Source organism: Thalassotalea sp. Y01 (genome assembly GCF_012932945.1).
GTDB lineage: Bacteria > Pseudomonadota > Gammaproteobacteria > Enterobacterales > Alteromonadaceae > Thalassotalea_A.
The window spans coordinates 165,736-187,257 of record NZ_JABBXG010000005.1; the positions used below are offsets into that span (position 1 = coordinate 165,736).

The window sequence follows — 21,522 nt, forward strand, 5'->3', positions numbered from 1 at the left end:
AGATAGCAGTATGAAAGCAGTTTCCAGTCTCCAACGCATTATTCTCCACAAACTTCTGTTGTGTTTGTCTATTTTTTCTTTTTCAACGTTTGCAAACGATAGTGATAATATGAGTCATTATCGTCTTGGCGTTGGCGATCAAATTGAGATCAACGTGTTTGGTGAAGGTGATTTATCCAAACAATTTAAAATTAATGAGCGCGGTACCATTAACTTTCCATTTCTCGGGGAGGTGAGTGTGAAAGACTTAACCATTGCTGAAGTAGAGAAGGCTGTGGTTGCCGGCTTAAAACCGGATTACCTGATCAACCCAAGTGTCTCGGTTGCCATTATTGAATATCGTCCGTTTTTTATCGAAGGACAGATCAAAAAATCGGGTGCTTATTCGTTCCAACCTGGCTTGACCGTAGCGAAAGCGGTCGTGCTAGCTGGTGGTTTTACCGAACGAGCCTCAAAAGAAAAAATATATATCCAACGCGCTGACGATCCCAGTAATAAAGCTGAGCTTGCCATGCTGGATAGCAAAGTGTCTCCTGGCGATATCATCACCATTAAGCAAAGCTTCTTTTAAAGGGGGGATTGATGTCTTATACGCAACAACCATCCGACAGTATGAACTCGCATCCACATCAAAACGTTTCCAATAAAGGGAAAGGCTTTGATCACGACGAAAACTTTGACGATATTGATTTCAAATATTATTTTAATTTATTACTGCGAAATAAATGGCAAATCATAGCGCTGACTGCAGTAGTTGGGCTATTTGCCGCTATTTATGCTTACTCCCTAACGCCGATATTCCGCGCCACCGCAACCATGCATTTGGAATCGGCTCAGGCAAAAGTTGATGATTTGAATGACGTATACAGCGACACATCGGCCAGTGAAGAGTATTACTACACACAGCTCGAGATCATTCGCTCGAAACCTGTCGCCCAAAAAGTCGTGGAAAACCTAAACCTTGATAAGAGCCCATTGTTTCAAGTAGACAAAGGTAAGCTGCTTGAAGTCAGCCCTGAGCTTCTGACCTTATCCGAAGACAAACTTAATGAGCACATCAAACAAATGCAGTACGCGAGGGCGTTGGGTTATGTTCAAGGTGGGTTAGATGCCAGCCCAATCAAACAAACACAATTGGTGACCATCAGTTTTACCTCCGAGCACCCGGAAATGACGGCGTTGATCGCAAACGCGGTTAGTCAGGCGTATATCGATAATCACATGCAAGTAAGCCTTGACCGCATTGAAAAGTCGGCGACCTGGTTAAATTCGTCGCTTTCGGGCTTAAAAACTAAGCTCAATAGCTCACAAGAAGAACTCCAAGCATTTCGTGAACAAGAGTCTTTAGTCGATATTGGTGGTATCAAATCACTGGCGGCCAGTGAGGTGGAGGAATTATCGGCGCAGCTTCTTGATGCGAGACAAGCATTAACCGCAACGGAACTGGTTTACAACCTGGTTCGCCAACAAGCCAGTGTACAAGAGCTTGCGGCATTACCCGATGTGTTGAATCATCCAGCCATTAAAGCGGCAACGGAACAAAAGCGTGTGGCGGAAAAGAATCTGGAAACCTTGTCATTAACCTATGGTCGAAAGCACCCTAAAATCATTGCGGCCAAGGCGGATGTTGCTCGAGAGCAGACAAACATCAATAAAAATATTCAGAGTCTGGAAAAGACCATTGGTAATGACTTTAAAAAGTCACAGCAAAATGTTGCGCAACTGGAAATCGCGTTGCAACGTGCAAAGGCACAATATCAAAAATTAACACGCCTAGATAACCAACACCGCGATTTATTGCAAGAAGTGGAAACCAATAAAGAATTATACGCAGCGTTTTTCAACCGTTTAAAAGAAACTGCTGAACTTGAAGGCTTTGAAGCAAATGTCGGTCGTATCATTGAAGAAGCGACGACTCCGTATAGTCCGATAAAACCGAACAAAAAGTTGATCATCGTCATTGCGATGATGACGGCTGCGGCGGCAGCCGTCGGAATTACCTTATTACTCGAAGCGCTCAATAGCACCATTCGCAGTGTTGATGATGTTGAAAACAAGTTGCATAAAAACTTGTTAGGTATTGTCCCGTTGGTGAAAGACCAAGACGACGAAGCGCCGTTTGATGTGAACTATTTTAATGACGGCGGCGATCACAGTTTTTCCGAGTCCATTCGTACATTGAGAACCAGCTTGCTGTTATTGAACTTGGAAGATAAAAGCAAAGTCGTGAGTGTGACGTCGACCATCCCAGGCGAAGGAAAAACCGCTGTCTCAACCAATTTAGCGTTTGCACTGGGGCAGTTGGATAAAACGTTGTTGATAGATACCGATATGCGCCGCCCGTCACTTGCGAATAATTTCAGTATGCCAGCGAAAACGCCAGGCTTATCTAATGTGATTGCAAAAACGCATACACTCGATGAATGCATTCAAAAAGATGAAAACTCGGGTATCGATTTGTTACCGGCTGGGCAATTACCGCCTAATCCGCAAGAGCTTTTAGCATCGAATCAATTTAGACAGATGTTGAGCGAGCTTAGAGAGAAGTACGATCGCATTATTTTAGATACGGCGCCGGTGCAAGCGGTGAGCGATGCGATGATTGTTGCGCGTCTTGCAGACAGTCACTTGTATGTGGTGAAAGCCGAATCAACCAAAGAAAGCATGATCAAGGTGGGCATGAAACGCATGACCATGGCGGGCATTAAAATTGACGGTGTGGTGCTTAATCAGGTCGATCTTGCCAAGGCTAGGCAGTATCAGGACTTTACCGGTTACTACGACCAATACGGTTATGCGACGTAAACAGTATTGGAAACCGTCACCGACAATTGCTCCTGCATTGTCGGCATTCACCACTTCCATGTGGCTTATTCCATACTACGACACGGAATCTTTGGAAAAGTGAAACAGTTCTGATATCGTAATAAATGGTAAGTAATTGAAACCGTCACCGACAATTGCTCCTGCATTGTCGGCATTCACTACATCCATGTAGGTCATTCCATGCTACGATACGGAATCTTGTGTTAAGAAACGCAAATAAAGAAAACGTCACCCCGCACTTGATGCGGGATCTTAATAACGTAAAAAGATTCCCAATCTAGTTGGGAATGACCTAAAAAAGAATTCGTCATTCCGTGCTACGACACGGAATCTTTGGAAAATATTCACAATACTTGATATTGTAAAAATTAGGTGGCCATAGTTGGCAGAATAAAAGAATTCACCACCTAAATAAGTAACGGTCATTCCGTACTTGATACGGAATCTTTAAGTAATAGAAAAGCAAAAACAAAAGGAGTAACGATGAAGCTGATAAAACCATTCATCATTATACTTTTACTCCTTTTCACTATCACCGCAGCGCGTTACGGCGTGGCGAATGCCTTGTTTAAATCAACCGAAAACCAAATAAAGACCTGGCAAACGTTTCAGCCAAGTCATCATCAACGATTAGCGGATACGTACCAAGATCATATCGATAACATCGACATGGCGATAGCCTTACATCACAACCCACAATATATTGAAACCAAAGCGCAATTGTTAGAGTGGGGTATTAGACTTAATTTAGTGGATAAAACCGCAAGTTTAAGAGACGCAAATATTTTGTATTTGCAGTCCACTCAATTACGACCGAGTTGGCCAGTAACGTGGGCGTCACTGGCCATTAATAAATGGCATTTGGGCGAGTTTGACCAAGAGTTTGTGCGTTATTTGCTCAACGCTTATCGATACGGTAAAAATCACCCTCAGGTGACTGAAGTTTGGCAATATGTCGCATCCGCGGTTAAACAGAATCAACAATCGGAACTCAGCCAAATTATGACCCCGTATGCGGCGATCGTCGATTATTACCACAAGCCATTGATCAGTGAGCGCTAATGGCATTTCAACAGATTCCTCTGAATAACAGCAAGCTATTGGCGCTCTGGGTAAATGAGACAGAAGCTATCGCGTATAACCACAAATCCAAATCCTTAACCGCACTAGAACCATTGAATGTGTCGCTGTTACTGTCTATTGATGAGGGGCTTGAGAAAGCACGCATCGTTGAACAATTGGTGAACGAAAGCAACCTTGATGAAAGCGTTGTATTAGCCGCTTATGAGAAAATGCAGGCTGTGTTCAGCGGATCAAAGTCAAAAAGGGCGTACAAAGATGGTCAATATCCTGAAATACACAAAGCACCGAGAAACGCACGCACGGATTCGTTAATCATCCAAGTCGGTAAGACGGTGTTTGCCATCGAATGTGATAACCCATATCTAACAAAACAACTCGACACGTTATTCCAACCCATTAATGTCCAAACCGCTAAACAGCCAGATTTTATTCTTACCATTAGGGCGACCGATCCTGAGATAAGCGCCGATAACTTGAGCAACGGTGCACCGCGTGAGTGTGTATTGCTTGCCAACGATATTGTCGTGGAAAACGTGCCAACGATGTCACATCTGGTGCCTGTTTTGATTGATAGGCTACAAATCTTAGCCTATCAAAATACGGATTATCATATGGTCTTTCATGGCGCTGCGCTGTCCCGATATGATGATAACGAATGCAAAACCATTCTCTTGCCAGGCGTCTCCGGTGCGGGGAAATCAACCTTGGCGGCAGAATTGAATCGTCAAGGGTTTCAATTACATTCGGACGAAATCATCGTATTTGACAAGCGGTTTAACATATCAACCATTCAACTGCCGATTGCCATCAAATCGGGCAGTTGGCCTATCATGAGCCAACATTACCCGGCATTGCATTTAAGTGATGAATGGCTGCGTGTCGATGGGCGTCGGTTAAAGTATGTTTGGCCGACATCGTTTGCCCAGTCGGATGCTGGCGAAAATAGAACAGTGTACATTGTGTGTCCATACTATGATGCGCAACAGCCCGCGAACAAACAGCTTTTGATCACGACCGATGTCCTCGGGATCATGACACAGGGTGGGTATCAATTAGGGCATGAGCTGAGTGCACAATCCTCAAAACAACTCATTGATTTTTTTGACCAGCTCCCGTCTTGGTCTATTCACTATGACAGCAGTGATCGCGCGTTAGCGTTTGTGGAAGAGATATGTCAGCGTTAAGCGAGCACGAAATAGAACCCATCGATACGCCAATTTCAACGGTGTTGCTGGATGATTTGGGCCAATGGCTAGGCAACCATGACGAGATTGCGCCAGATACCCTTGCTCGCTTGCACGATGAAAATGAACGATTGGCGCTGTTATCGTTTTTACACCGTCATTGGTTGATGGGGGCATTTATTCAGCGCCTAAAAACGTCTTCGCTTTTCTCGGGTTTAGAGCCCGATTTTCAAGAGTATTTAGAGCATATCGAGCGCTTTTATCTCACTCGAAATGAGCGCATCAAAGATGAGGTGGTGTTTGCTTGCAGAATTCTGCATGAAAACAATATTCCAGCCATCGTGATGAAAGGGGCGTCGGGCTTGTTTAACGAGACCTTTCATCCGCTTTCTATTCGGTTCATGACCGACATCGATCTATTGGTGCCAGAACGCGAACAAGCCAAGGCCATTCAATGCTTGCTTGATGCCGGGTATTGGCAAGATCAGGATGAGATGGATATCAGCGCCGCGAATCATCACCATGCGCCGCCATTAGCCCGTGATAACCAAGGGTTGTGCTTACTTGAAATCCATCAATGGCCCATTAAAAAGCGTTATCAACCGATACTCCCTCTAGAGGACATATGGAACAACGCTGAGCCTTTGCCACTAACCACTGATCGCGTTGCACAGCAATTGTCAGCCACTGAACAACTGATATTGTCGGTGGCGCACTGCGAATTATCTCACCGTGCGTATGAAGAAAAATATCTCGATTGGCGACAGTTACACAACAGTGCGTGTTTGATCCATCGATTTGCAGAAGATATTCATTGGGACAGTGTAACGGATACGTTTGAACAAACCGGGCACTTGCCGGAGTTGCGCGCACACCTTTATATGGTTGAAACCTATTTTGGTGTCAACGTACCGATAACGGTGCGCACAGAACAGGCAAAAGCACATCTACAACAATGCATCGAGTTACTGGTTGAGCGACAAGGGAAAAGCAACCCTTGGACAACCGTGAAATCTATTCTCAGCGGCTATAAAAAAGAGAACATCGATGTGATGTACGGTGCCAACAATATGTGGCAGTTAACGTTGGGCCGTATCAAGCACGCCAAACGCCATATCAAAATGCTCACCAAACCGAAATATTTTAACGATTTCATCAACAGACTTCGTAATTAAATCAAGGTCTTGCACGCCCGTGCAAAGTTGACACACCACAAAATTCAACCACACTTAAAATGAATGCAAAAGGAATTGCACACATCAAAACGCCATTCCCGAACCATTCTATTCATCTATTCAAAACGCAACAAAAGGAGATTGATATGCGTGAATTAACACTATCCGAAATCGATGCGGTAAGTGGTGCCTATTCTACAGAAGAGCTCGGAGCTGCTGTATTTGCCGGTGCCGTTGGAGGAGCTTTAGCTGGTTCCGTTGCTGGAGGAGTTGGAGCTGGCCCAGGTGCATTTTCTGGCGCTGTTATTGGCGGCTTAACGTATTTAGCTCACGAAGCATATATGGAATATTTTTCGGATTAATAAGAGCCGGGCAGCGAAAGCTGCCCACTTTCGGAGGTTTTATGAATAAGCAAAATGTCAATTTCTTCATCATAGCTTTAATCGCAATAATAGTCGGACTACTTGCAACGAAGATGGAATTTATCCCTCTCGTAATTGTTGCGATAGTATTTGGTTTAATTGGTAAATACCTAAGTCGTTATTTAATGGCAAACTTACCTAGTAAAGATCCTTAAGTAATATAATGAAATTCGAAAAACTAACAGTATGGCAAAGAGCATCGAAATTAACTTGCGAGCTATATACGGTGCTCAACAACTGCAAAGACTTAGGCTTCAAAGATCAAATAACTAGGTCAGCCTTATCCATACCTAGCAACATCGCCGAAGGCGAAGAACGAGAGACTCTCAAAGAATCAATCAGGTTTCTATACTACGCCAAAGGCTCCGCAGGCGAATTAGTTACTCAGTTATACATTGGTATGAAATTACAATTTGTTGATAAAGACAAAGGGCACGCTTTGGTAATGGAAGCGAAAGAAATAGCCAAAATAATAGGAAGCATGATTATTCTAAGAAAAAAGAAAGTGTTGAAAGTTAGCAAAGATATATCGGAATAAAGAGTTGACACTAAAAATGAATTGAACACACTCTGCTTCGCACTTCGCACTTCGCACTTCGCACTTCGCACTTCGCACTTCGTTTTGTAACAAAATTACAAAACACCCAAATTATCCTAAAAATACCATAGTAAATCCCCCCTAATTTCTTTATACTCGGTAACTGATTGCGCGTATAAAAACAGGTGTGAACAGTAAATGAACACCGGTGACTTTTGATCAACCAATTTGAATAAAAAATGTCATAAAAACGTCACATTGTGCAATTAAGGTAAACGACGAATTAAAATAAGTTAAATGAATTTCTGTGCGTTATGTGTTCGTCACGATGACATCACGTTGACAGCGATATACCGGCAGAAAAGGGCAGTATTATGAGTACCGAGCATCAGGGCAACTGGTATGTGCTAACAAGCAAACCAAGGGACGAACAACGTGCCCATGATAATCTCGTTTCACAAGGGTTTGAGGTTTTCTTACCGAAAATATCAACAGTGAAAAAACGTCAGGGAATGAAGTCCGTCGCGTTAGAACCACTTTTCCCCAACTATTTGTTTATTCGCCTTGACCCAGAGGTAGCTAACTTTAATGCGGTTCGCTCGACCCGTGGTGTCGGAAGCTTTGTCAAATTCGGCATGAAGCAGGCGGTGATCGCCACACATATTATTGCGCAAATAAAAGACAACGTGGAACGCAGTGATTCCCCGAAAAATCTGAATGACTTATTACGCTATGAGCAAGGGGAAAAGGTGGCCATCAATCATGGGCCTTTTGCCGGACTTGAGGCGATTTATAAAGCCAAAGATGGCTTAGAGCGCAGCATCTTGATGGTCAAAATGCTAGGCCAAGAAAACGACGTGTGTGTTGATAATCAACACTTCGACAAAACAGCTTAACGTTAACACGTTGGCGTTTTATGTGTAAACGTCAGTCCGTGCCACGACACGGAATCTAAAAACATAAAAAGCGCGCTGAATTTTCAGCCATAACAAGAATAATTACCCGCTTTTTGGAGCCAGACCAATGGGCGGAAGCGTGCCTAAACGGTAGCTTAAAGTTTTAACAAGCAATCTATAACGTATTAACATTAACGAAACGATTAACCAAGGTTTCTCGTACTTCGTCCTTAGCTCTTAGTACTTAATTTCATGTTCAATAACATCTTAACCGTTTGCGTTGGTAACATTTGCCGCAGCCCCAGTGCAGAGCGCATCCTGCAACAGTTATTACCCAATAAAGAGATCTCAAGCGCCGGCTTAGGTGCACTGATTGGGCACGATATCGAATCGCACATAGCGGCGTTATTGGCGCAACAGGGGATGGACGGCACTGGGCATCGGGCACAACAAATCTCCGTGGAGCTGGTCAATGAGGCGGATTTGATTTTGGTGATGGAGAAAAAGCATCAACAAACCTTGATGCAAAAATACCCGTCGGCATCCGGTAAAATCATGTTGCTTGGCAAGTGGCATAACGACGAAGAAGTGCCGGATCCCTACAAAAAAAGCCAGGATATCTTCGAGCACGCGTATGGTCTTATTGACAAACACTGTCACGCCTGGGCGAGTAAGCTCGGCTAATTAATTATTTGCTACTTCGATGAATCGAATAGCTAAATTTACAATTGATGCAATTATCTACGTCTAGTGATATAAATTGCAGTACAAAAATAATTCAGAAACATTACACAATATATGCTCTTCGTACTTAGCACTTCGTACTTAGAACTTTAGAATCCTATGAAAAAGTTACACGCATTTACCACGTCGGCCTTACTGTTGAGCTTAAGCGCCTGTACCATCCCAGGTGGTCATATTGAAGGCGTCAGCGCGCACGATCGCGAAGAGCTCAGTGAAGAAGCCCAATTTGACATCACTCAACAGGTCAATACCATTTTCATTACCCCGCAGGTGCTAAACGGTATCAAAGAGACGGAGCCGACCGCCAGCCAAAACCCGGTTCTTGAAAAAGAATTGCAAGATTACGCCTATACCGTGGGCATTGGCGACGTGCTGACCATCACGGTGTACGATCACCCAGAACTAACGACCCCGGCGGGTCAGTTTCGCGACCCGGAAGACGCGGGCAACTTGATTGATGCCTCTGGTAGTATTTTCTACCCGTACATCGGTCGTGTGCACGTCGATGGCCGAAGCGTAGAGCAAATTCGTGAGGAGATCACGCAGCGCCTAAGTCGCTATATTGAAAACCCGCAAATCGATGTCAAAGTCGCCGCCTATCGCTCAAAACGCACTTACATCACCGGCGCCGTGCATCAACCAACGGTGATGCCGATTGGCAACGTGCCGGTAACGTTATTGGATGCGATCAACAGCGCTGGCGGGATCAAAGACGATGCGGATTGGCGCAGCGTCATTTTAACCCGCAACTCACAAGATGAGCGCTTGGACTTGTATGCCTTGTATCAAAAAGGCGACATGAGCCAAAACCGCCTGCTCCGTCATAACGACATCATTCACGTGCCGCGCAACGACGCCACCAAAGTGTTTGTGATGGGGGAAGTCAACAGACCAGCCACCTTACCCATTCATCGCTCGGGCCTGACCTTGGCCGAAGCCTTGGGTAATGTTGGCGGTTTTGATGAGATGACCGCCGATGCGAGCGGCATCTTTGTTCTTCGCGCGAGTAACGATCCGAGTAAAGTTGCGGATGTGTATCAACTGGACGCATCGAACGCGGCCGCCTTGATACTGGCGACTCAATTCCACCTCAAACCGATGGATCTAGTGTACGTGACCAGTGCGCCAATTGCGCGATGGAACAAGGTCATTTCCTTGTTGTTGCCAACCGTACGCGGTTTGGATGATTTGAACGATTTGGAAAACGATCTGTAAGCGGGTAAACCGCCTATACTCTAGCGACGTAAATCAACAACTGAATAATAACACAAACGTCACGACAGACAGGGTGACGTTTGTGCATATAACGACATACCCAATAATAACAATAATACGTAACGACATACCCCGGTAAACACCCAGCTGTGTTTGCCTCTGGACAAGACACATGAGTCAAGAGCAACTGAAACACGCCAAAACCCAGCACAGCAATGAGCACGATCACGCCGACGACATCGACTTTGCGCGCTATTTTAATCTGCTACTGGAAAACAAATTGTTGATCGTCTCGGTCACTGCCGTCTTTGCGGTGATCGGCGTCATCTTTGCGCTATTGCAAACCCCCATATACAAAGCCGATGCCTTGGTGCAAATCGAACAAAAGGCCACCGGTGTGCCCGGTCTTGGTGACATGGAAGAGCTGTTTGGCGCGGAATCAAAAGCCATCACCGAAATCGAGCTGTTAAAGTCTCGAAAAGTCTTGGGCGATGCGGTGGATAACCTCAAGCTCGACATCGTTGCCAAGCCAAAGCATTTTGGTAAATTGGGCCAATACTTTGCCCGCACCTATCACGGTCCAAGCTTTAACCACCCGTTTATTGCCAACTTTTTCTCCAACACCTACGCTTGGGGCGGCGAGCACATCCACGTGGCGCAAATGAAAGTGGACGATCGCTTTTTGGGCAACACCTTTGAGTTGGTGGCGACCAGTCCGAATAGCTTTGACGTGTTTTTGCACGAAGAAAAAGTGCTGAGCGGCAAAACCAATGAAGTGGCGCGCAATAGCGATGAGAGCATCGAATTACTCGTGACCGACATGCGCGCCGAATTTGGCACCGCCTTTGTGCTCACCCGTTTATACCGCGCCGATGCCATTGCCCAATTGCAACGCAATTTGCAGGTGGCGGAAAAAGGCAAACAATCGGGCATTTTGACCTTAGCCTTAGAAGGCCCTGATCGCGTCAAGGCCGAGAAAACCTTGAACGCCATCGCCGATGCGTTTTTACTGCAAAACGTCAAACGCATGAGCCAGGAAGTGGAAAAGTCGATTGAGTTCTTAAACGAAGAGCTGCCAAAGATTGACTCGAAACAAATCGCCGCGGAAGAGACTTTGAACCAGTTTCGTCTAGAAAACGATTCGGTGGACTTAACGTTAGAGACCGAATCGGTGTTAGAGCAATTGGTGGAGCTCGACACCAAGATACATGAGCTGAGCTTCTTGGAAGTGGACATCGCGCAAAAATACACACAAGAGCACCCGAAATACGTGTCGCTTTTGGCGAAAAAGCGTGATTTGGAAGCGCAAAAGCAACGCTTGAACGCCTCCATCAAAGACCTGCCAAAAGCCCAGCAGCAAATTTTGCGCATGGCGCGTGACGTGGAAGTGAACCAACAAATCTACTTAGCCCTGTTAAACAAAGTGCAAGAACTAAACGTGGTAAAAGCGTCCACAGTGGGTAACATCAACATCGTTGATTATGCTCAAGTGGGCCGCTTTCCTATCAAACCGAAGAAATCTTTGATCGTGGTGATCATCACTATGCTCGGTGGCTTTTTGGCTGTGGCCTTTGTTATCTTAAAAGCCGCATTTCATCGCGGCGTTACTAACCCGACCGAATTTGAAGACGTGGGCTTAACGATTTACGCGACCATTCCGTTATCGGAAGAGCACATCAAACGCACGCAACTGGCGAAACTTCGTGAGCGCGTGAAACGCAATAAACGCAAACAGCAGCGCCATGAGCTTTTGGCGGAAGTGAACCCAAGCGATATGGCGATAGAAGCGATTCGAAGTCTTCGTACTTCGCTTCACTTTGCCATGCTGGAAGCGAAAAACAACGTGGTGATGATCGCGGGTGCGAGTCCTGAAGTGGGTAAATCGTTCATTGCCACAAACCTGGCTACGGTGATTGCCCAAACTGGGCAAAAAGTGTTGCTCATTGATGGCGACATGCGAAAAGGCTACATGCACAAAATTTTGCAAATTCCGGCCAAACCGGGCTTATCGGATCATTTGGTAGGGCATATTGCCTTAGAGGACGCGGTGATGTCATCGGGCATTGAGAACTTAGATTTCATTACGCGCGGCGAGATCCCACCGAATCCGAGTGAGTTGTTGATGGGCGAGCGTTTCACCAAGCTCATTGAACATGCGCAAAGCCACTACGATTTGGTGATCATCGACACGCCGCCAATTTTGGCGGTGACAGATGCGGCAATCATTGGTAATCAGGCGGGCACGTCTTTGATGTTGGCGCGTTATGATCAAAGCCCACTGAAAGAGATCATCACCGCCGCGAACCGGTTTGATTTAAACGGCGTGGAGATCAAAGGCATCATCTTTAACGCGGTGGAAAAACGCCAATCCGATTATGGCTATTACAACTACGGGTACGAGTATAAATAAGTATACGCGTATCCGCGGGGCCGAATAGGCAAACCTCGTGGGATGTTTGGTCGAAAATGGCGCTGCATCACATAGGATACGGTCTGGAGGATTTTTGGTGCTCCATTTTTAGTAAAAATACCTGACCATATCGAATAAAAATTTGTCTACCATAGGTCAAAAACACTGACTAAATCGCATGAAAAAATTCATGCGTTTTTGTAAAAAACAAAAGATAACTTACAAGCTTTGAACGCTTAGTAGTAAAGATAAAAATCACATTATGAAAATTCTTGTTACGGGCGGGGCAGGTTTCATCGGCTCCGCTGTCATCAGACACATCATCAATAATACCAATGATTCAGTCGTTAATGTCGATAAGTTAACCTACGCAGGTAACTTAGAATCGCTGGCCGAAATAGAGCAAAGTGAGCGTTACACTTTTTCGAAAACGGATATCTGTGATTCGGTTGCTATTGAAGCACTATTTAAGGAACATCAACCCGATGTCGTGATGCACCTTGCGGCAGAAAGCCATGTCGATCGCTCAATCGATGGTCCTCGAGAGTTTATCGAAACCAATATCATTGGCACCTACACACTGCTTGAGGCGTCTCGAAAATATTATCTATCTATCGATGACACTAAAAAAGCGCAGTTTAAATTTCATCATATCTCGACCGATGAAGTATACGGCGATTTGGAAGGACCGGAAGATTTATTCACCGAAGAGACCCCTTACGCGCCGAGTTCACCGTATTCAGCATCTAAAGCATCCAGTGATCATCTCGTGCGTGCTTGGCAAAGAACGTTTGGTTTGCCTACGGTCGTGACAAATTGTTCCAATAACTATGGCCCATATCACTTTCCTGAAAAACTTATTCCATTGGTCATTTTAAACGCTTTAGATAAGAAGCCGTTACCGGTATACGGTGATGGTCAACAAATCAGGGACTGGTTGTATGTTGAAGATCATGCAAGGGCATTGTATTTGGTCGCTACACAAGGCGAAGTGGGAGAGACCTACAATATTGGTGGTCATAATGAAAAAGCGAACATTGACGTTGTGAAAACAATTTGTCAGTTACTAGAAGAATTTGTGCCGTTTAATACAAATAAGTCAGAAAATGGCTCTATCGATGCCTCTTCATACGAAGACCTGATAACCTACGTGAAAGACAGACCAGGTCATGATCTTCGTTATGCCATTGACGCGTCAAAAATAGACAAAGAATTGGGCTGGAAGCCACAAGAATCATTTGAGACTGGAATTCGAAAAACGGTTAAATGGTATCTTGACAATGAACAATGGTGGCAACATGTTCTCGATGGCAGTTATGCCATGGAGCGCCTTGGGAATAGCTAGAGGTAGATATGAGTCATAAAACCAAAGGGATCATATTAGCAGGTGGGTCGGGTACACGCCTTTACCCGATCACGAAAGGGGTCTCGAAACAATTACTCCCTGTTTATGATAAACCAATGATTTATTATCCATTGTCGGTTCTTATGCTAGCCGGTATTCGTGAAATATTGATCATAACCGCACCAGAGTATTTGGATAGTTTTAAAGCTTTATTGGATGATGGCAGTCAGTTTGGTATCGAGCTGAGTTATGAAATTCAACCCAGTCCCGATGGATTAGCACAAGCTTTCATCATTGGTGAAGAGTTTATTGGTAATGATCACGTGTGTCTGGTACTCGGAGATAACATTTATTTTGGGCAAGGCTTTACACCCATGCTGGTTAATGCTGCGAACAATGAAAATGGGGCTACTGTATTCGGATATCAAGTTAAAGATCCTCAGCGTTTTGGTGTTGTAGAGTTTGACGAAAACAGAAGGGTAATGTCTTTAGAAGAAAAGCCTAAAACTCCCAAATCCAATTTTGCAGTGACAGGTTTGTATTTTTATGACAATGATGTAATTGAGATAGCTAAGGGCATTAAACCTTCGGAACGTGGCGAGCTCGAAATTACCTGTGTAAATAAGGAATATTTAAAACGAGGGGATTTGCAAGTTGAGTTACTTGGACGAGGATTTGCTTGGCTTGATACAGGAACTTATGACAGCTTGATGGATGCCGGTCAGTATGTTCAGACGATAGAAAAACGCCAAGGATTTAAAATAGCATGCCTTGAAGAAATCGCATATAACCAAGGTTGGCTGTCTGAGGAACAACTTAAAGGCATAGCTTCTCCATTGATGAAAAATTCATATGGTCAGTATTTATTAAGTCTGTTGGAGTATTCTTAATGAAGTTAAAGATTCTTAATTTTGATTCTTTAGGAGATGAAAGAGGTGACCTTGTTTCTTTAGAAAGCAATTTGAATATTCCGTTTGAGATAAAAAGAGTTTATTACTTATTTGATACTGATACCGATTCCGTAAGGGGGTTTCATGCGCATTACGAGCTTAAGCAGGTTGTCATAGCACTAAAGGGGCAATGTACTTTTCATTTAGATGACGGTAAAGAAAAGCAAGTAGTTGTCTTGAATTCACCATTGAAAGGCTTGCTTATAGAATCTTTCCTTTGGAGGGAAATGTCCGATTTTTCAGATGATTGTGTCTTATTAGTTATTGCAAGCCAGCACTACGATGAAGCTGATTATATTAGAAACTATGAAGAATTTTTAAAAGAGGCGAGTCAAAATGATACATGATACCGCAATTGTTTCACCAAAAGCTGTTATTGGTGAAAATGTAAATATAGGACCATTTTCTTAAATATAGGACCATTTTCTATTATTCATGACAATGTAACCATTGGTAATAATGTCACTATAGAGTCTTACTGTGAAATGGGAATTGAAAATAACTTTTCAGATAGTTCCCCACTCGTTATTTCTAACAATTCTTATATTCGTTCCCACAGTGTTTTTTATGCAAGTTCAAGCTTCGGAGAAGGCTTAATAACTGGACATCGCGTTACTGTTAGAGAGCTGACGAATGCTGGAAAAAACTTACAAATTGGTACTTTAGGAGATATTCAAGGGCACTGCGAAATAGGAGATTATGTTCGCTTTCATTCAAATGTACATATCGGTCAAAAGAGTATAATAGGGAATTTTGTTTGGGTATTTCCATATGTGGTTTTAACAAACGATCCTCATCCTCCAAGTGATGTGTTGATGGGAGTAACTGTTGAAGACTTCGCTGTTATTGCAACTATGAGCGTAATCCTTCCCGGCGCACATGTAAACAAAGGTGTCTTAGTTGGTGCTCATTCCTGTCTCAAAGGAAAAACCAAAGAAGACTTTGTTTATGCAGGAAGTCCTGCCAAAGAAATTTTTTCAACTGAAAATATAAAATTAACTCAAAATGATAAGCCTGCTTATCCATGGAGAAGGCATTTCTCAAGAGGGTATCCTGAAGAGTTCGTTCAGCAATGGAATCGAGAGTTTGAAGGTTAAAAATGCAGTTAGAAGCTAAAACAGTTAGGATGAGATTGGTAAATGTCGAAGATGCAGCGTTTATTTTAGAACTTCGTCTGGATTCCCGCTTTAATCGTCATTTATCTCAAGTTTCTTCTAATTTGGATGAACAAGTTGATTGGCTTAAGAGATATAAACAAGAAGAAAAACTTGAAAAACAATATTACTTTATCATTGAAAAAATAAGGTGTGGAACCCCAATAGGAACTGTTCGGCTATACGACCTTAACCCGAAGGTATCCTCATTTTGTTGGGGGAGCTGGATATTGAATAGCAATAAAACTGTCAGTGCTGCAATCGAAAGTGCTCTTTTGGTATATCAATTTGCTTTTGAAATATTGAAGTTTGAACAATCGAACTTTGATGTAAGAAAAGAAAACCAGGTAGCACTTAATTTTCATTTGAAAACTGGTGCTGAAAAAATTTCAGAAGATGACGAAAATTTTTATTTCTTATTCTCCAAGCAATCTTATATAGAATTAAAAGAATCAAAAAAGAGGTTTTTGGTTAAAATATGATCCCATTTTTAGATTTAAAAGAAGTAAATTCTCAATATTCAGATGAATTAAAAGAGGCTTGTTCTCGTGTTATTGATTCAGGCTGGTACATACTCGGAGATGAACTAAGTGCTTTTGAACAAGAATTTGCTGATTATTGCGGAGTAAATTCTTGTATAGGTGTTGCGAATGGCCTCGATGCCCTTACTTTAATTCTGCGGGCATACAAAGAGCTAGGTGTGCTCGATGATGGGGATGAAATTATTGTTCCTGCCAACACTTATATAGCCTCTATTTTAGCTATATCCGAGAATAATTTAAAACCAGTATTGGTCGAACCAAATATAGACTCATTCAACCTTGATGCGTTTAATATTTCAAACGCGATTACAGAAAGGACGAAAGCGATATTGGCCGTGCATTTATACGGTCAAATCACCCATATGGACGAGATTTGTACTTTGGCTAGAAAACATAATTTAAAAGTTATAGAAGATGCCGCGCAAGCACATGGGGCAATGTACAATGGACAAAAATCAGGTTCACTAGGTGATGCTGCTGGGTTTAGCTTTTACCCAGGCAAAAATTTGGGAGCCTTAGGTGATGGCGGAGCAATTACCACCAACGATCTTGAACTTGCTAAAGTAGTAAGAGCAATAAGAAACTATGGCTCTCTTGAAAGATATCAGCATGATTACAAGGGAGTTAACAGTAGACTAGATGAGATTCAAGCAGCAATGTTGAGGGTGAAACTGAAATTCCTCGATAGAGAGTTGCACGCAAGAAAAGAAGTTGCAAAGCTATATTTAGAAGGGATTAATAACGAAAATGTAGTTTTACCTAAAACTTTTGCTGATAGTGAGCATGTTTGGCATTTATTTGTTGTGAGAAGTAAGTATCGAGACCAGTTGAGAGATTATTTGAACGAAAATGGAATTCAATCATTAATTCACTATCCCATTCCTCCCCATAAACAGAGCGCCTATATGGAGTTAAATGTTAAATCATTCGTTATCTCTGAAAGTATACATTCAGAGGTGCTAAGTTTACCTATGAGCTCGACTTTATCAAAATCTAATGTGGAAAATGTAATCGACATATTGAACGAATTTAAGCCGCTTTTATGAAAAAGGTTATTATACATATTGGCGTGCCTAAAACGGCCACGACTCTTTTGCAACAGCATGTTTTTCCAAATATAACGGATCATATTGATTACATCGGTGTGATACAGCCTAGAACTTCAAAACAAGATCCGCTTTATTCAGAACTATGGAATTTAGTTTGTCTAGATGAGGCGGAGTACGAAGTAAAGCTCGATGACGTTAAAGCTAGAGTCCGTCAGAGGGTAAATTCGAACAATTTGCCGCTGGTTATATCCGAAGAGTGCTTCTGTCTGAACTCCGGAGAAACTTTGTGGCAAAATAAACTGATTCGATTAGGCGAAGTGTTTTGCGAGTATAACGTTCAGATACTTATAACTACTAGAGAACCTGTCTCAGCGTTATTTTCATTTTACGTAGAGCTATATAATTCACTTAAATTGGAGTATGCAGATTTGATTGATTTCACTGATAACTCCAACTTAGCAAAGCTCTATGATTATGAATATCTAGATTCAGTGTTGAGACGTGCCTTTTCCAGCGCTGACATTAGTTATGTTCCATTCGAGCTTATAAAGTCTAATTATTTTGTTTCAGCTGTACTGGATGTTTTAGGGGTTAATCAGAATATTGTTCTTGATTTGCCTAATACAAATGCCAAGAGAAAGTCTGCAACAAGCATTAAGACAAATCCTAGAAGTTTAACTTTCTATTTACTTTCTGTACGTAAGATTCGACTTTTTTCTAAAATTATTGAAATTCCAATAATTAAATTTATGGGGAAGCGCTTTGTTAAAGCTGTAGGTGACTTAAAAGTTCCATTAAGCGGAACCAAGGTCATGAGACCAACAGAGAAGGAAATAGAAAAACTAAAAATAAAATACGCTAGTTCACTTTCATTTATCAGTACTAAGACAGACGTTGACTACCGACATTAATAAAAATTTAAAAAGTAAGGCTGTAAAGGGAGTAGCGTGGAGCTTAATTGATAAGCTATTTACACAAGCTGTTTCATTTGTCGTCGTTATTCTCTTAGCTAGAGAACTGTCACCTGCTGATTTTGGTTTAGTGGGTATGTTAGCTATCTTTCTCGCAATTTCAGAGACTTTAGTAAATAGTGGGTTTTCTTCGGCGCTAATTCAGAAAAAAGACAGGTCGGAAAAGGATTATTCTACGGTTTTTCTATTAAATTTATCTGTTTCACTACTTATATATTTAATATTGTTTTTTTGTGCGCCATTTATTGCTAATTTTTATGATGTGCCAGAGTTAGTTGAGCTATCTAGAGTTCTATTTATTGTATTGATTATCAATAGTCTAAGTATAGTTCCCAATACAAAATTAACTATAGATTTAAACTTTAAACTAAAATCTAAAATTAACATCATCTCACTAATTTTTAGTTCGTTTTTAGCTTTATATTTAGCTATTAACGGATTTGGTGTCTGGTCAATTGTTGCTCAAAATATTACTAGATCACTAGTCGCTTCGATCCTATTGCTATTTTTCTCTAGTTGGAAGCCACGTTTCTATTTCTCTGTTAAGTCATTCCGTAGATTATTTGGTTTTGGTTCTAACTTGATGTTAGCAGGTGTAATCTCAGCAATTGTAAATAACCTTTATGGTTTATTGATTGGTAGGTATTTTACGGCTCAACACGTTGGGTACTACATGCAGGGGCAGAGAATAACGACGATTATGGCTGGCACTATTTCCAGTGTACTACAGGGTGTCACTTATCCAATAATGACATCAGTACAGGACGATAAGGAGCGTTTGATATCTATATACAAAAGAGTCATAACCATGACTGCTTTTATAAGCTTTCCATGCATGGTTGGTTTAACAATGATTGCTGAACCTTTTGTTATAGTATTTTTAACTGAAAAGTGGCTCCCAGCAGTTCCTGTTATACAGTGGCTGTGCTTGGCTTCTATGTTTATACCAATTAGTGCACTTAATTTAAATATGTTAAATGCAACTGGACGTTCTGATCTATTTTTAAAAGTTGATTTAATTAAGCTCCCCATTAATTTGGTTGCATTGATAGTAACAGTACCTTATGGAATAGAAGCAGTAGTTATTGGCCAATTATTTACTAGAATTATTGCCTTTCTTATGAATGCTTACTTTCCTGGAAAGCTATTCGGTTATGGGGCTTTTCAGCAGCTAAGAGACTTCAAAACAATTATTATATCTACTTCATTTATGGCATTGACATTATCATTTGTTAAGACAAATAACGTAACTGTTGAATTAGTTGTCAAGCTATTGTTAGGTATATTGGTTTTCTTATTAGTAAATTTTTTATTGAAAACGAAGTCGCAAACGGAACTGCTTGAAATAGTAAAAGAAAAGATGACGGGTGGAACCTTTCCTAGGTAGCTGCCTAGTCTCTCTAAAATTTTATCGAATTATAATATCCATGATCTACGGCTACGAGTACAAATAGGGCCGAATAGGCAAACCTTGTGGGATGTTTGGCCCCAAACGGCTGTGCATCCCATGTGATATGGTCTGGAGTGATTTTAAGTACTCCGTTTCGAGTGAAAATACCTGACCATATCGAACAAAAAAACTGTTTAACACAGGTCAAAAATACTGACCCTGTCGCATGAAAACATTCATGTGACATAGTATCTAACTGATTCAATTTAAGTCTGACTTATCGCCAGACAAACAAACTAAAAGAATAAATACTTGGGAACGTTATGTCTCTTTCTCTTGATAATGTAAACATCGCCGTCATTGGGCAAGGCTATGTGGGCTTGCCGCTCGCGGTAGAATTTGGTAAAAAATTTCGAACGCTGGGTTTTGATATCAACCAAGCGCGTATTGAAGAACTACAAAATGGTAAAGATTCAACGTTAGAAGTGAGCGAGCAAGAACTCGCTGAATCACGGTTTATTTCTTATTCGTGTCATGTCGATGATCTAAAAGATTGTAACGTCTACATTGTGACGGTCCCAACGCCAATCGATAAACATAAAAACCCTGATTTGACGCCGCTCGTTAAAGCAAGCGAGATGCTAGGCGCGGTGGTATCAAAGGGAGATGTGATTATTTATGAGTCAACCGTATACCCAGGCGCGACGGAAGAAGATTGTATACCGGTTGTTGAGAGAGTATCAGGCTTAACATTCAACCAAGACTTTTTTGCTGGCTATTCACCTGAGCGCATCAATCCTGGCGATAAAGAGCACCGCGTGACCAACATCAAAAAAGTCACGTCTGGTTCAACAACTGAAGTCGCGGACTTTGTGGATGCCTTGTATAACACCATCATTGTGTCGGGTACCCATAAAGCGGCTAGCATCAAAGTTGCCGAAGCGGCAAAAGTGATTGAAAATACGCAGCGTGATGTGAACATTGCGTTGATCAATGAACTAGCACTGATTTTTAATAAACTGGGCATTGATACCTTAGAGGTACTAGAAGCCGCGGGGACCAAATGGAACTTCTTACCATTCCGTCCTGGGTTAGTCGGTGGACATTGCATCGGTGTTGACCCCTATTATTTAACCCATAAAGCGCAAAGCATTGGTTATCACCCTGAAATGATCTTAGCCGGCCGTCGTCTGAATGATAATATGGGCGCGTATGTGGTCTCTCAGCTAACAAAGGCCATGGTGAAAAAGGGCATTCGCATTAAAGATGCGAACGTGTTGGTTATGGGCTTAACCTTTAAAGAGAACTGCCCTGATCTGCGCAATACCAAAGTGGTAGACATCGTATCAGAGCTTAAAGAATACAACATGAATGTTGATATTCTAGATCCGTGGTGCGCGTCAATAGAAGCTGAGAATGAGTACGGTTTATCGACCATCGAATCAGCGGAAAGTGGGAAATACGACGCAGTGATTTTGTCGGTCGCACATAATGAATTTAAAGATATGGGTGCAGAGCAAATTAAATCACTTTGTAAAGGCAACAGTGTGGTATATGACCTTAAGTATGTATTACCTAAAGAGTCGGTCGATTTAAGACTGTAATGAACGGTTAAACAGCAAACCATT

At 42.2% G+C, this 21,522-nt stretch carries 21 protein-coding genes; all 21 read left to right on the plus strand.

What is annotated here, in order from left to right; all coding sequences use genetic code 11:
* The first annotated feature begins 109 nt into the window (after positions 1-109).
* The 21 genes from HII16_RS09040 to tviB all read left to right on the plus strand — a co-directional run bounded on the left by HII16_RS09040 (position 110) and on the right by tviB (position 21,498).
* Positions 110-571: a polysaccharide biosynthesis/export family protein gene (locus HII16_RS09040; RefSeq protein ID WP_248289563.1), complete on the plus strand. Its 462-nt coding sequence runs from the start codon at positions 110-112 to the stop codon at positions 569-571.
* 11 nt (positions 572-582) lie between these two features.
* The gene (locus HII16_RS09045) at positions 583-2,805 is read left to right on the plus strand and encodes a polysaccharide biosynthesis tyrosine autokinase (RefSeq protein WP_169129457.1); all 2,223 of its coding nucleotides are present in this window, start codon (positions 583-585) and stop codon (positions 2,803-2,805) included.
* 504 nt (positions 2,806-3,309) lie between these two features.
* A complete protein-coding gene (locus tag HII16_RS09050) occupies positions 3,310-3,888 on the plus strand; it encodes a hypothetical protein (RefSeq protein ID WP_169129459.1) in 579 nt (192 codons plus the stop codon).
* Positions 3,888-5,093: a hypothetical protein gene (locus HII16_RS09055; protein ID WP_169129461.1), complete on the plus strand. Its 1,206-nt coding sequence runs from the start codon at positions 3,888-3,890 to the stop codon at positions 5,091-5,093. The genes HII16_RS09050 and HII16_RS09055 overlap by 1 nt, the downstream gene beginning before the upstream one ends.
* Complete coding sequence (locus HII16_RS09060; RefSeq protein WP_169129463.1) at positions 5,081-6,268, plus strand: nucleotidyltransferase family protein; 1,188 nt, start codon at positions 5,081-5,083, stop codon at positions 6,266-6,268. Before HII16_RS09055 ends, HII16_RS09060 begins: the two co-directional genes overlap by 13 nt.
* Before the next feature lie 59 nt (positions 6,269-6,327).
* Complete coding sequence (locus HII16_RS09065) at positions 6,328-6,630, plus strand: hypothetical protein (RefSeq protein ID WP_169129465.1); 303 nt, start codon at positions 6,328-6,330, stop codon at positions 6,628-6,630.
* 41 nt (positions 6,631-6,671) lie between these two features.
* A complete protein-coding gene (locus HII16_RS09070) occupies positions 6,672-6,845 on the plus strand; it encodes a hypothetical protein (protein WP_169129467.1) in 174 nt (57 codons plus the stop codon).
* Between the two features lie 8 nt (positions 6,846-6,853).
* Entirely contained in the window at positions 6,854-7,228 is a 375-nt protein-coding gene (locus tag HII16_RS09075; protein ID WP_169129469.1) for a four helix bundle protein, read from the plus strand.
* 374 nt (positions 7,229-7,602) lie between these two features.
* Entirely contained in the window at positions 7,603-8,124 is a 522-nt protein-coding gene (rfaH, locus tag HII16_RS09080) for a transcription/translation regulatory transformer protein RfaH (RefSeq protein WP_169129470.1), read from the plus strand.
* A gap of 252 nt (positions 8,125-8,376) precedes the next feature.
* Positions 8,377-8,808 (plus strand): low molecular weight protein-tyrosine-phosphatase, encoded by a 432-nt coding sequence (locus tag HII16_RS09085; protein WP_169129471.1) that lies wholly within the window; start codon positions 8,377-8,379, stop codon positions 8,806-8,808.
* Between the two features lie 159 nt (positions 8,809-8,967).
* On the plus strand, positions 8,968-10,083 hold the full coding sequence (locus HII16_RS09090; RefSeq protein WP_169129472.1) for a polysaccharide export protein: 1,116 nt from the start codon (positions 8,968-8,970) through the stop codon (positions 10,081-10,083).
* 172 nt (positions 10,084-10,255) lie between these two features.
* Positions 10,256-12,493: a polysaccharide biosynthesis tyrosine autokinase gene (locus HII16_RS09095; RefSeq protein WP_169129473.1), complete on the plus strand. Its 2,238-nt coding sequence runs from the start codon at positions 10,256-10,258 to the stop codon at positions 12,491-12,493.
* 262 nt (positions 12,494-12,755) lie between these two features.
* Positions 12,756-13,838: a dTDP-glucose 4,6-dehydratase gene (rfbB, locus tag HII16_RS09100; protein WP_169129474.1), complete on the plus strand. Its 1,083-nt coding sequence runs from the start codon at positions 12,756-12,758 to the stop codon at positions 13,836-13,838.
* Between the two features lie 8 nt (positions 13,839-13,846).
* Entirely contained in the window at positions 13,847-14,728 is an 882-nt protein-coding gene (gene rfbA, locus HII16_RS09105) for a glucose-1-phosphate thymidylyltransferase RfbA (RefSeq protein WP_169129475.1), read from the plus strand.
* A complete protein-coding gene (locus tag HII16_RS09110; protein ID WP_169129476.1) occupies positions 14,728-15,135 on the plus strand; it encodes an FdtA/QdtA family cupin domain-containing protein in 408 nt (135 codons plus the stop codon). Before rfbA ends, HII16_RS09110 begins: the two co-directional genes overlap by 1 nt.
* Before the next feature lie 138 nt (positions 15,136-15,273).
* The gene (locus HII16_RS09115) at positions 15,274-15,885 is read left to right on the plus strand and encodes an acyltransferase (protein WP_248289564.1); all 612 of its coding nucleotides are present in this window, start codon (positions 15,274-15,276) and stop codon (positions 15,883-15,885) included.
* 2 nt (positions 15,886-15,887) lie between these two features.
* Positions 15,888-16,424, plus strand: a complete 537-nt coding sequence (locus HII16_RS09120; protein ID WP_169129477.1) for a GNAT family N-acetyltransferase — start codon at positions 15,888-15,890, stop codon at positions 16,422-16,424.
* On the plus strand, positions 16,421-17,530 hold the full coding sequence (locus tag HII16_RS09125; protein ID WP_169129478.1) for a DegT/DnrJ/EryC1/StrS family aminotransferase: 1,110 nt from the start codon (positions 16,421-16,423) through the stop codon (positions 17,528-17,530). Before HII16_RS09120 ends, HII16_RS09125 begins: the two co-directional genes overlap by 4 nt.
* Positions 17,527-18,444 carry a hypothetical protein gene (locus HII16_RS09130; protein ID WP_169129480.1) on the plus strand — a complete coding sequence of 306 codons (918 nt, stop codon included), beginning with the start codon at positions 17,527-17,529 and terminating at the stop codon, positions 18,442-18,444. The genes HII16_RS09125 and HII16_RS09130 overlap by 4 nt, the downstream gene beginning before the upstream one ends.
* Positions 18,428-19,891, plus strand: a complete 1,464-nt coding sequence (locus tag HII16_RS09135; RefSeq protein WP_169129482.1) for a lipopolysaccharide biosynthesis protein — start codon at positions 18,428-18,430, stop codon at positions 19,889-19,891. The genes HII16_RS09130 and HII16_RS09135 overlap by 17 nt, the downstream gene beginning before the upstream one ends.
* 326 nt (positions 19,892-20,217) lie before the next feature.
* Positions 20,218-21,498 (plus strand): Vi polysaccharide biosynthesis UDP-N-acetylglucosamine C-6 dehydrogenase TviB, encoded by a 1,281-nt coding sequence (gene tviB / locus HII16_RS09140; RefSeq protein WP_169129484.1) that lies wholly within the window; start codon positions 20,218-20,220, stop codon positions 21,496-21,498.
* Positions 21,499-21,522 lie beyond the last annotated feature (24 nt).

Coding starts and splice junctions, on each gene's coding strand:
- HII16_RS09040 (WP_248289563.1), top strand. CDS start 110: ATGAGTCATTATCGTCTTGGCGTTGGCGATCAAATTGAGATCAACGTG.
- HII16_RS09045 (WP_169129457.1), top strand. CDS start 583: ATGTCTTATACGCAACAACCATCCGACAGTATGAACTCGCATCCACAT.
- HII16_RS09050 (WP_169129459.1), top strand. CDS start 3,310: ATGAAGCTGATAAAACCATTCATCATTATACTTTTACTCCTTTTCACT.
- HII16_RS09055 (WP_169129461.1), top strand. CDS start 3,888: ATGGCATTTCAACAGATTCCTCTGAATAACAGCAAGCTATTGGCGCTC.
- HII16_RS09060 (WP_169129463.1), top strand. CDS start 5,081: ATGTCAGCGTTAAGCGAGCACGAAATAGAACCCATCGATACGCCAATT.
- HII16_RS09065 (WP_169129465.1), top strand. CDS start 6,328: ATGAATGCAAAAGGAATTGCACACATCAAAACGCCATTCCCGAACCAT.
- HII16_RS09070 (WP_169129467.1), top strand. CDS start 6,672: ATGAATAAGCAAAATGTCAATTTCTTCATCATAGCTTTAATCGCAATA.
- HII16_RS09075 (WP_169129469.1), top strand. CDS start 6,854: ATGAAATTCGAAAAACTAACAGTATGGCAAAGAGCATCGAAATTAACT.
- rfaH (WP_169129470.1), top strand. CDS start 7,603: ATGAGTACCGAGCATCAGGGCAACTGGTATGTGCTAACAAGCAAACCA.
- HII16_RS09085 (WP_169129471.1), top strand. CDS start 8,377: ATGTTCAATAACATCTTAACCGTTTGCGTTGGTAACATTTGCCGCAGC.
- HII16_RS09090 (WP_169129472.1), top strand. CDS start 8,968: ATGAAAAAGTTACACGCATTTACCACGTCGGCCTTACTGTTGAGCTTA.
- HII16_RS09095 (WP_169129473.1), top strand. CDS start 10,256: ATGAGTCAAGAGCAACTGAAACACGCCAAAACCCAGCACAGCAATGAG.
- rfbB (WP_169129474.1), top strand. CDS start 12,756: ATGAAAATTCTTGTTACGGGCGGGGCAGGTTTCATCGGCTCCGCTGTC.
- rfbA (WP_169129475.1), top strand. CDS start 13,847: ATGAGTCATAAAACCAAAGGGATCATATTAGCAGGTGGGTCGGGTACA.
- HII16_RS09110 (WP_169129476.1), top strand. CDS start 14,728: ATGAAGTTAAAGATTCTTAATTTTGATTCTTTAGGAGATGAAAGAGGT.
- HII16_RS09115 (WP_248289564.1), top strand. CDS start 15,274: ATGGGAATTGAAAATAACTTTTCAGATAGTTCCCCACTCGTTATTTCT.
- HII16_RS09120 (WP_169129477.1), top strand. CDS start 15,888: ATGCAGTTAGAAGCTAAAACAGTTAGGATGAGATTGGTAAATGTCGAA.
- HII16_RS09125 (WP_169129478.1), top strand. CDS start 16,421: ATGATCCCATTTTTAGATTTAAAAGAAGTAAATTCTCAATATTCAGAT.
- HII16_RS09130 (WP_169129480.1), top strand. CDS start 17,527: ATGAAAAAGGTTATTATACATATTGGCGTGCCTAAAACGGCCACGACT.
- tviB (WP_169129484.1), top strand. CDS start 20,218: ATGTCTCTTTCTCTTGATAATGTAAACATCGCCGTCATTGGGCAAGGC.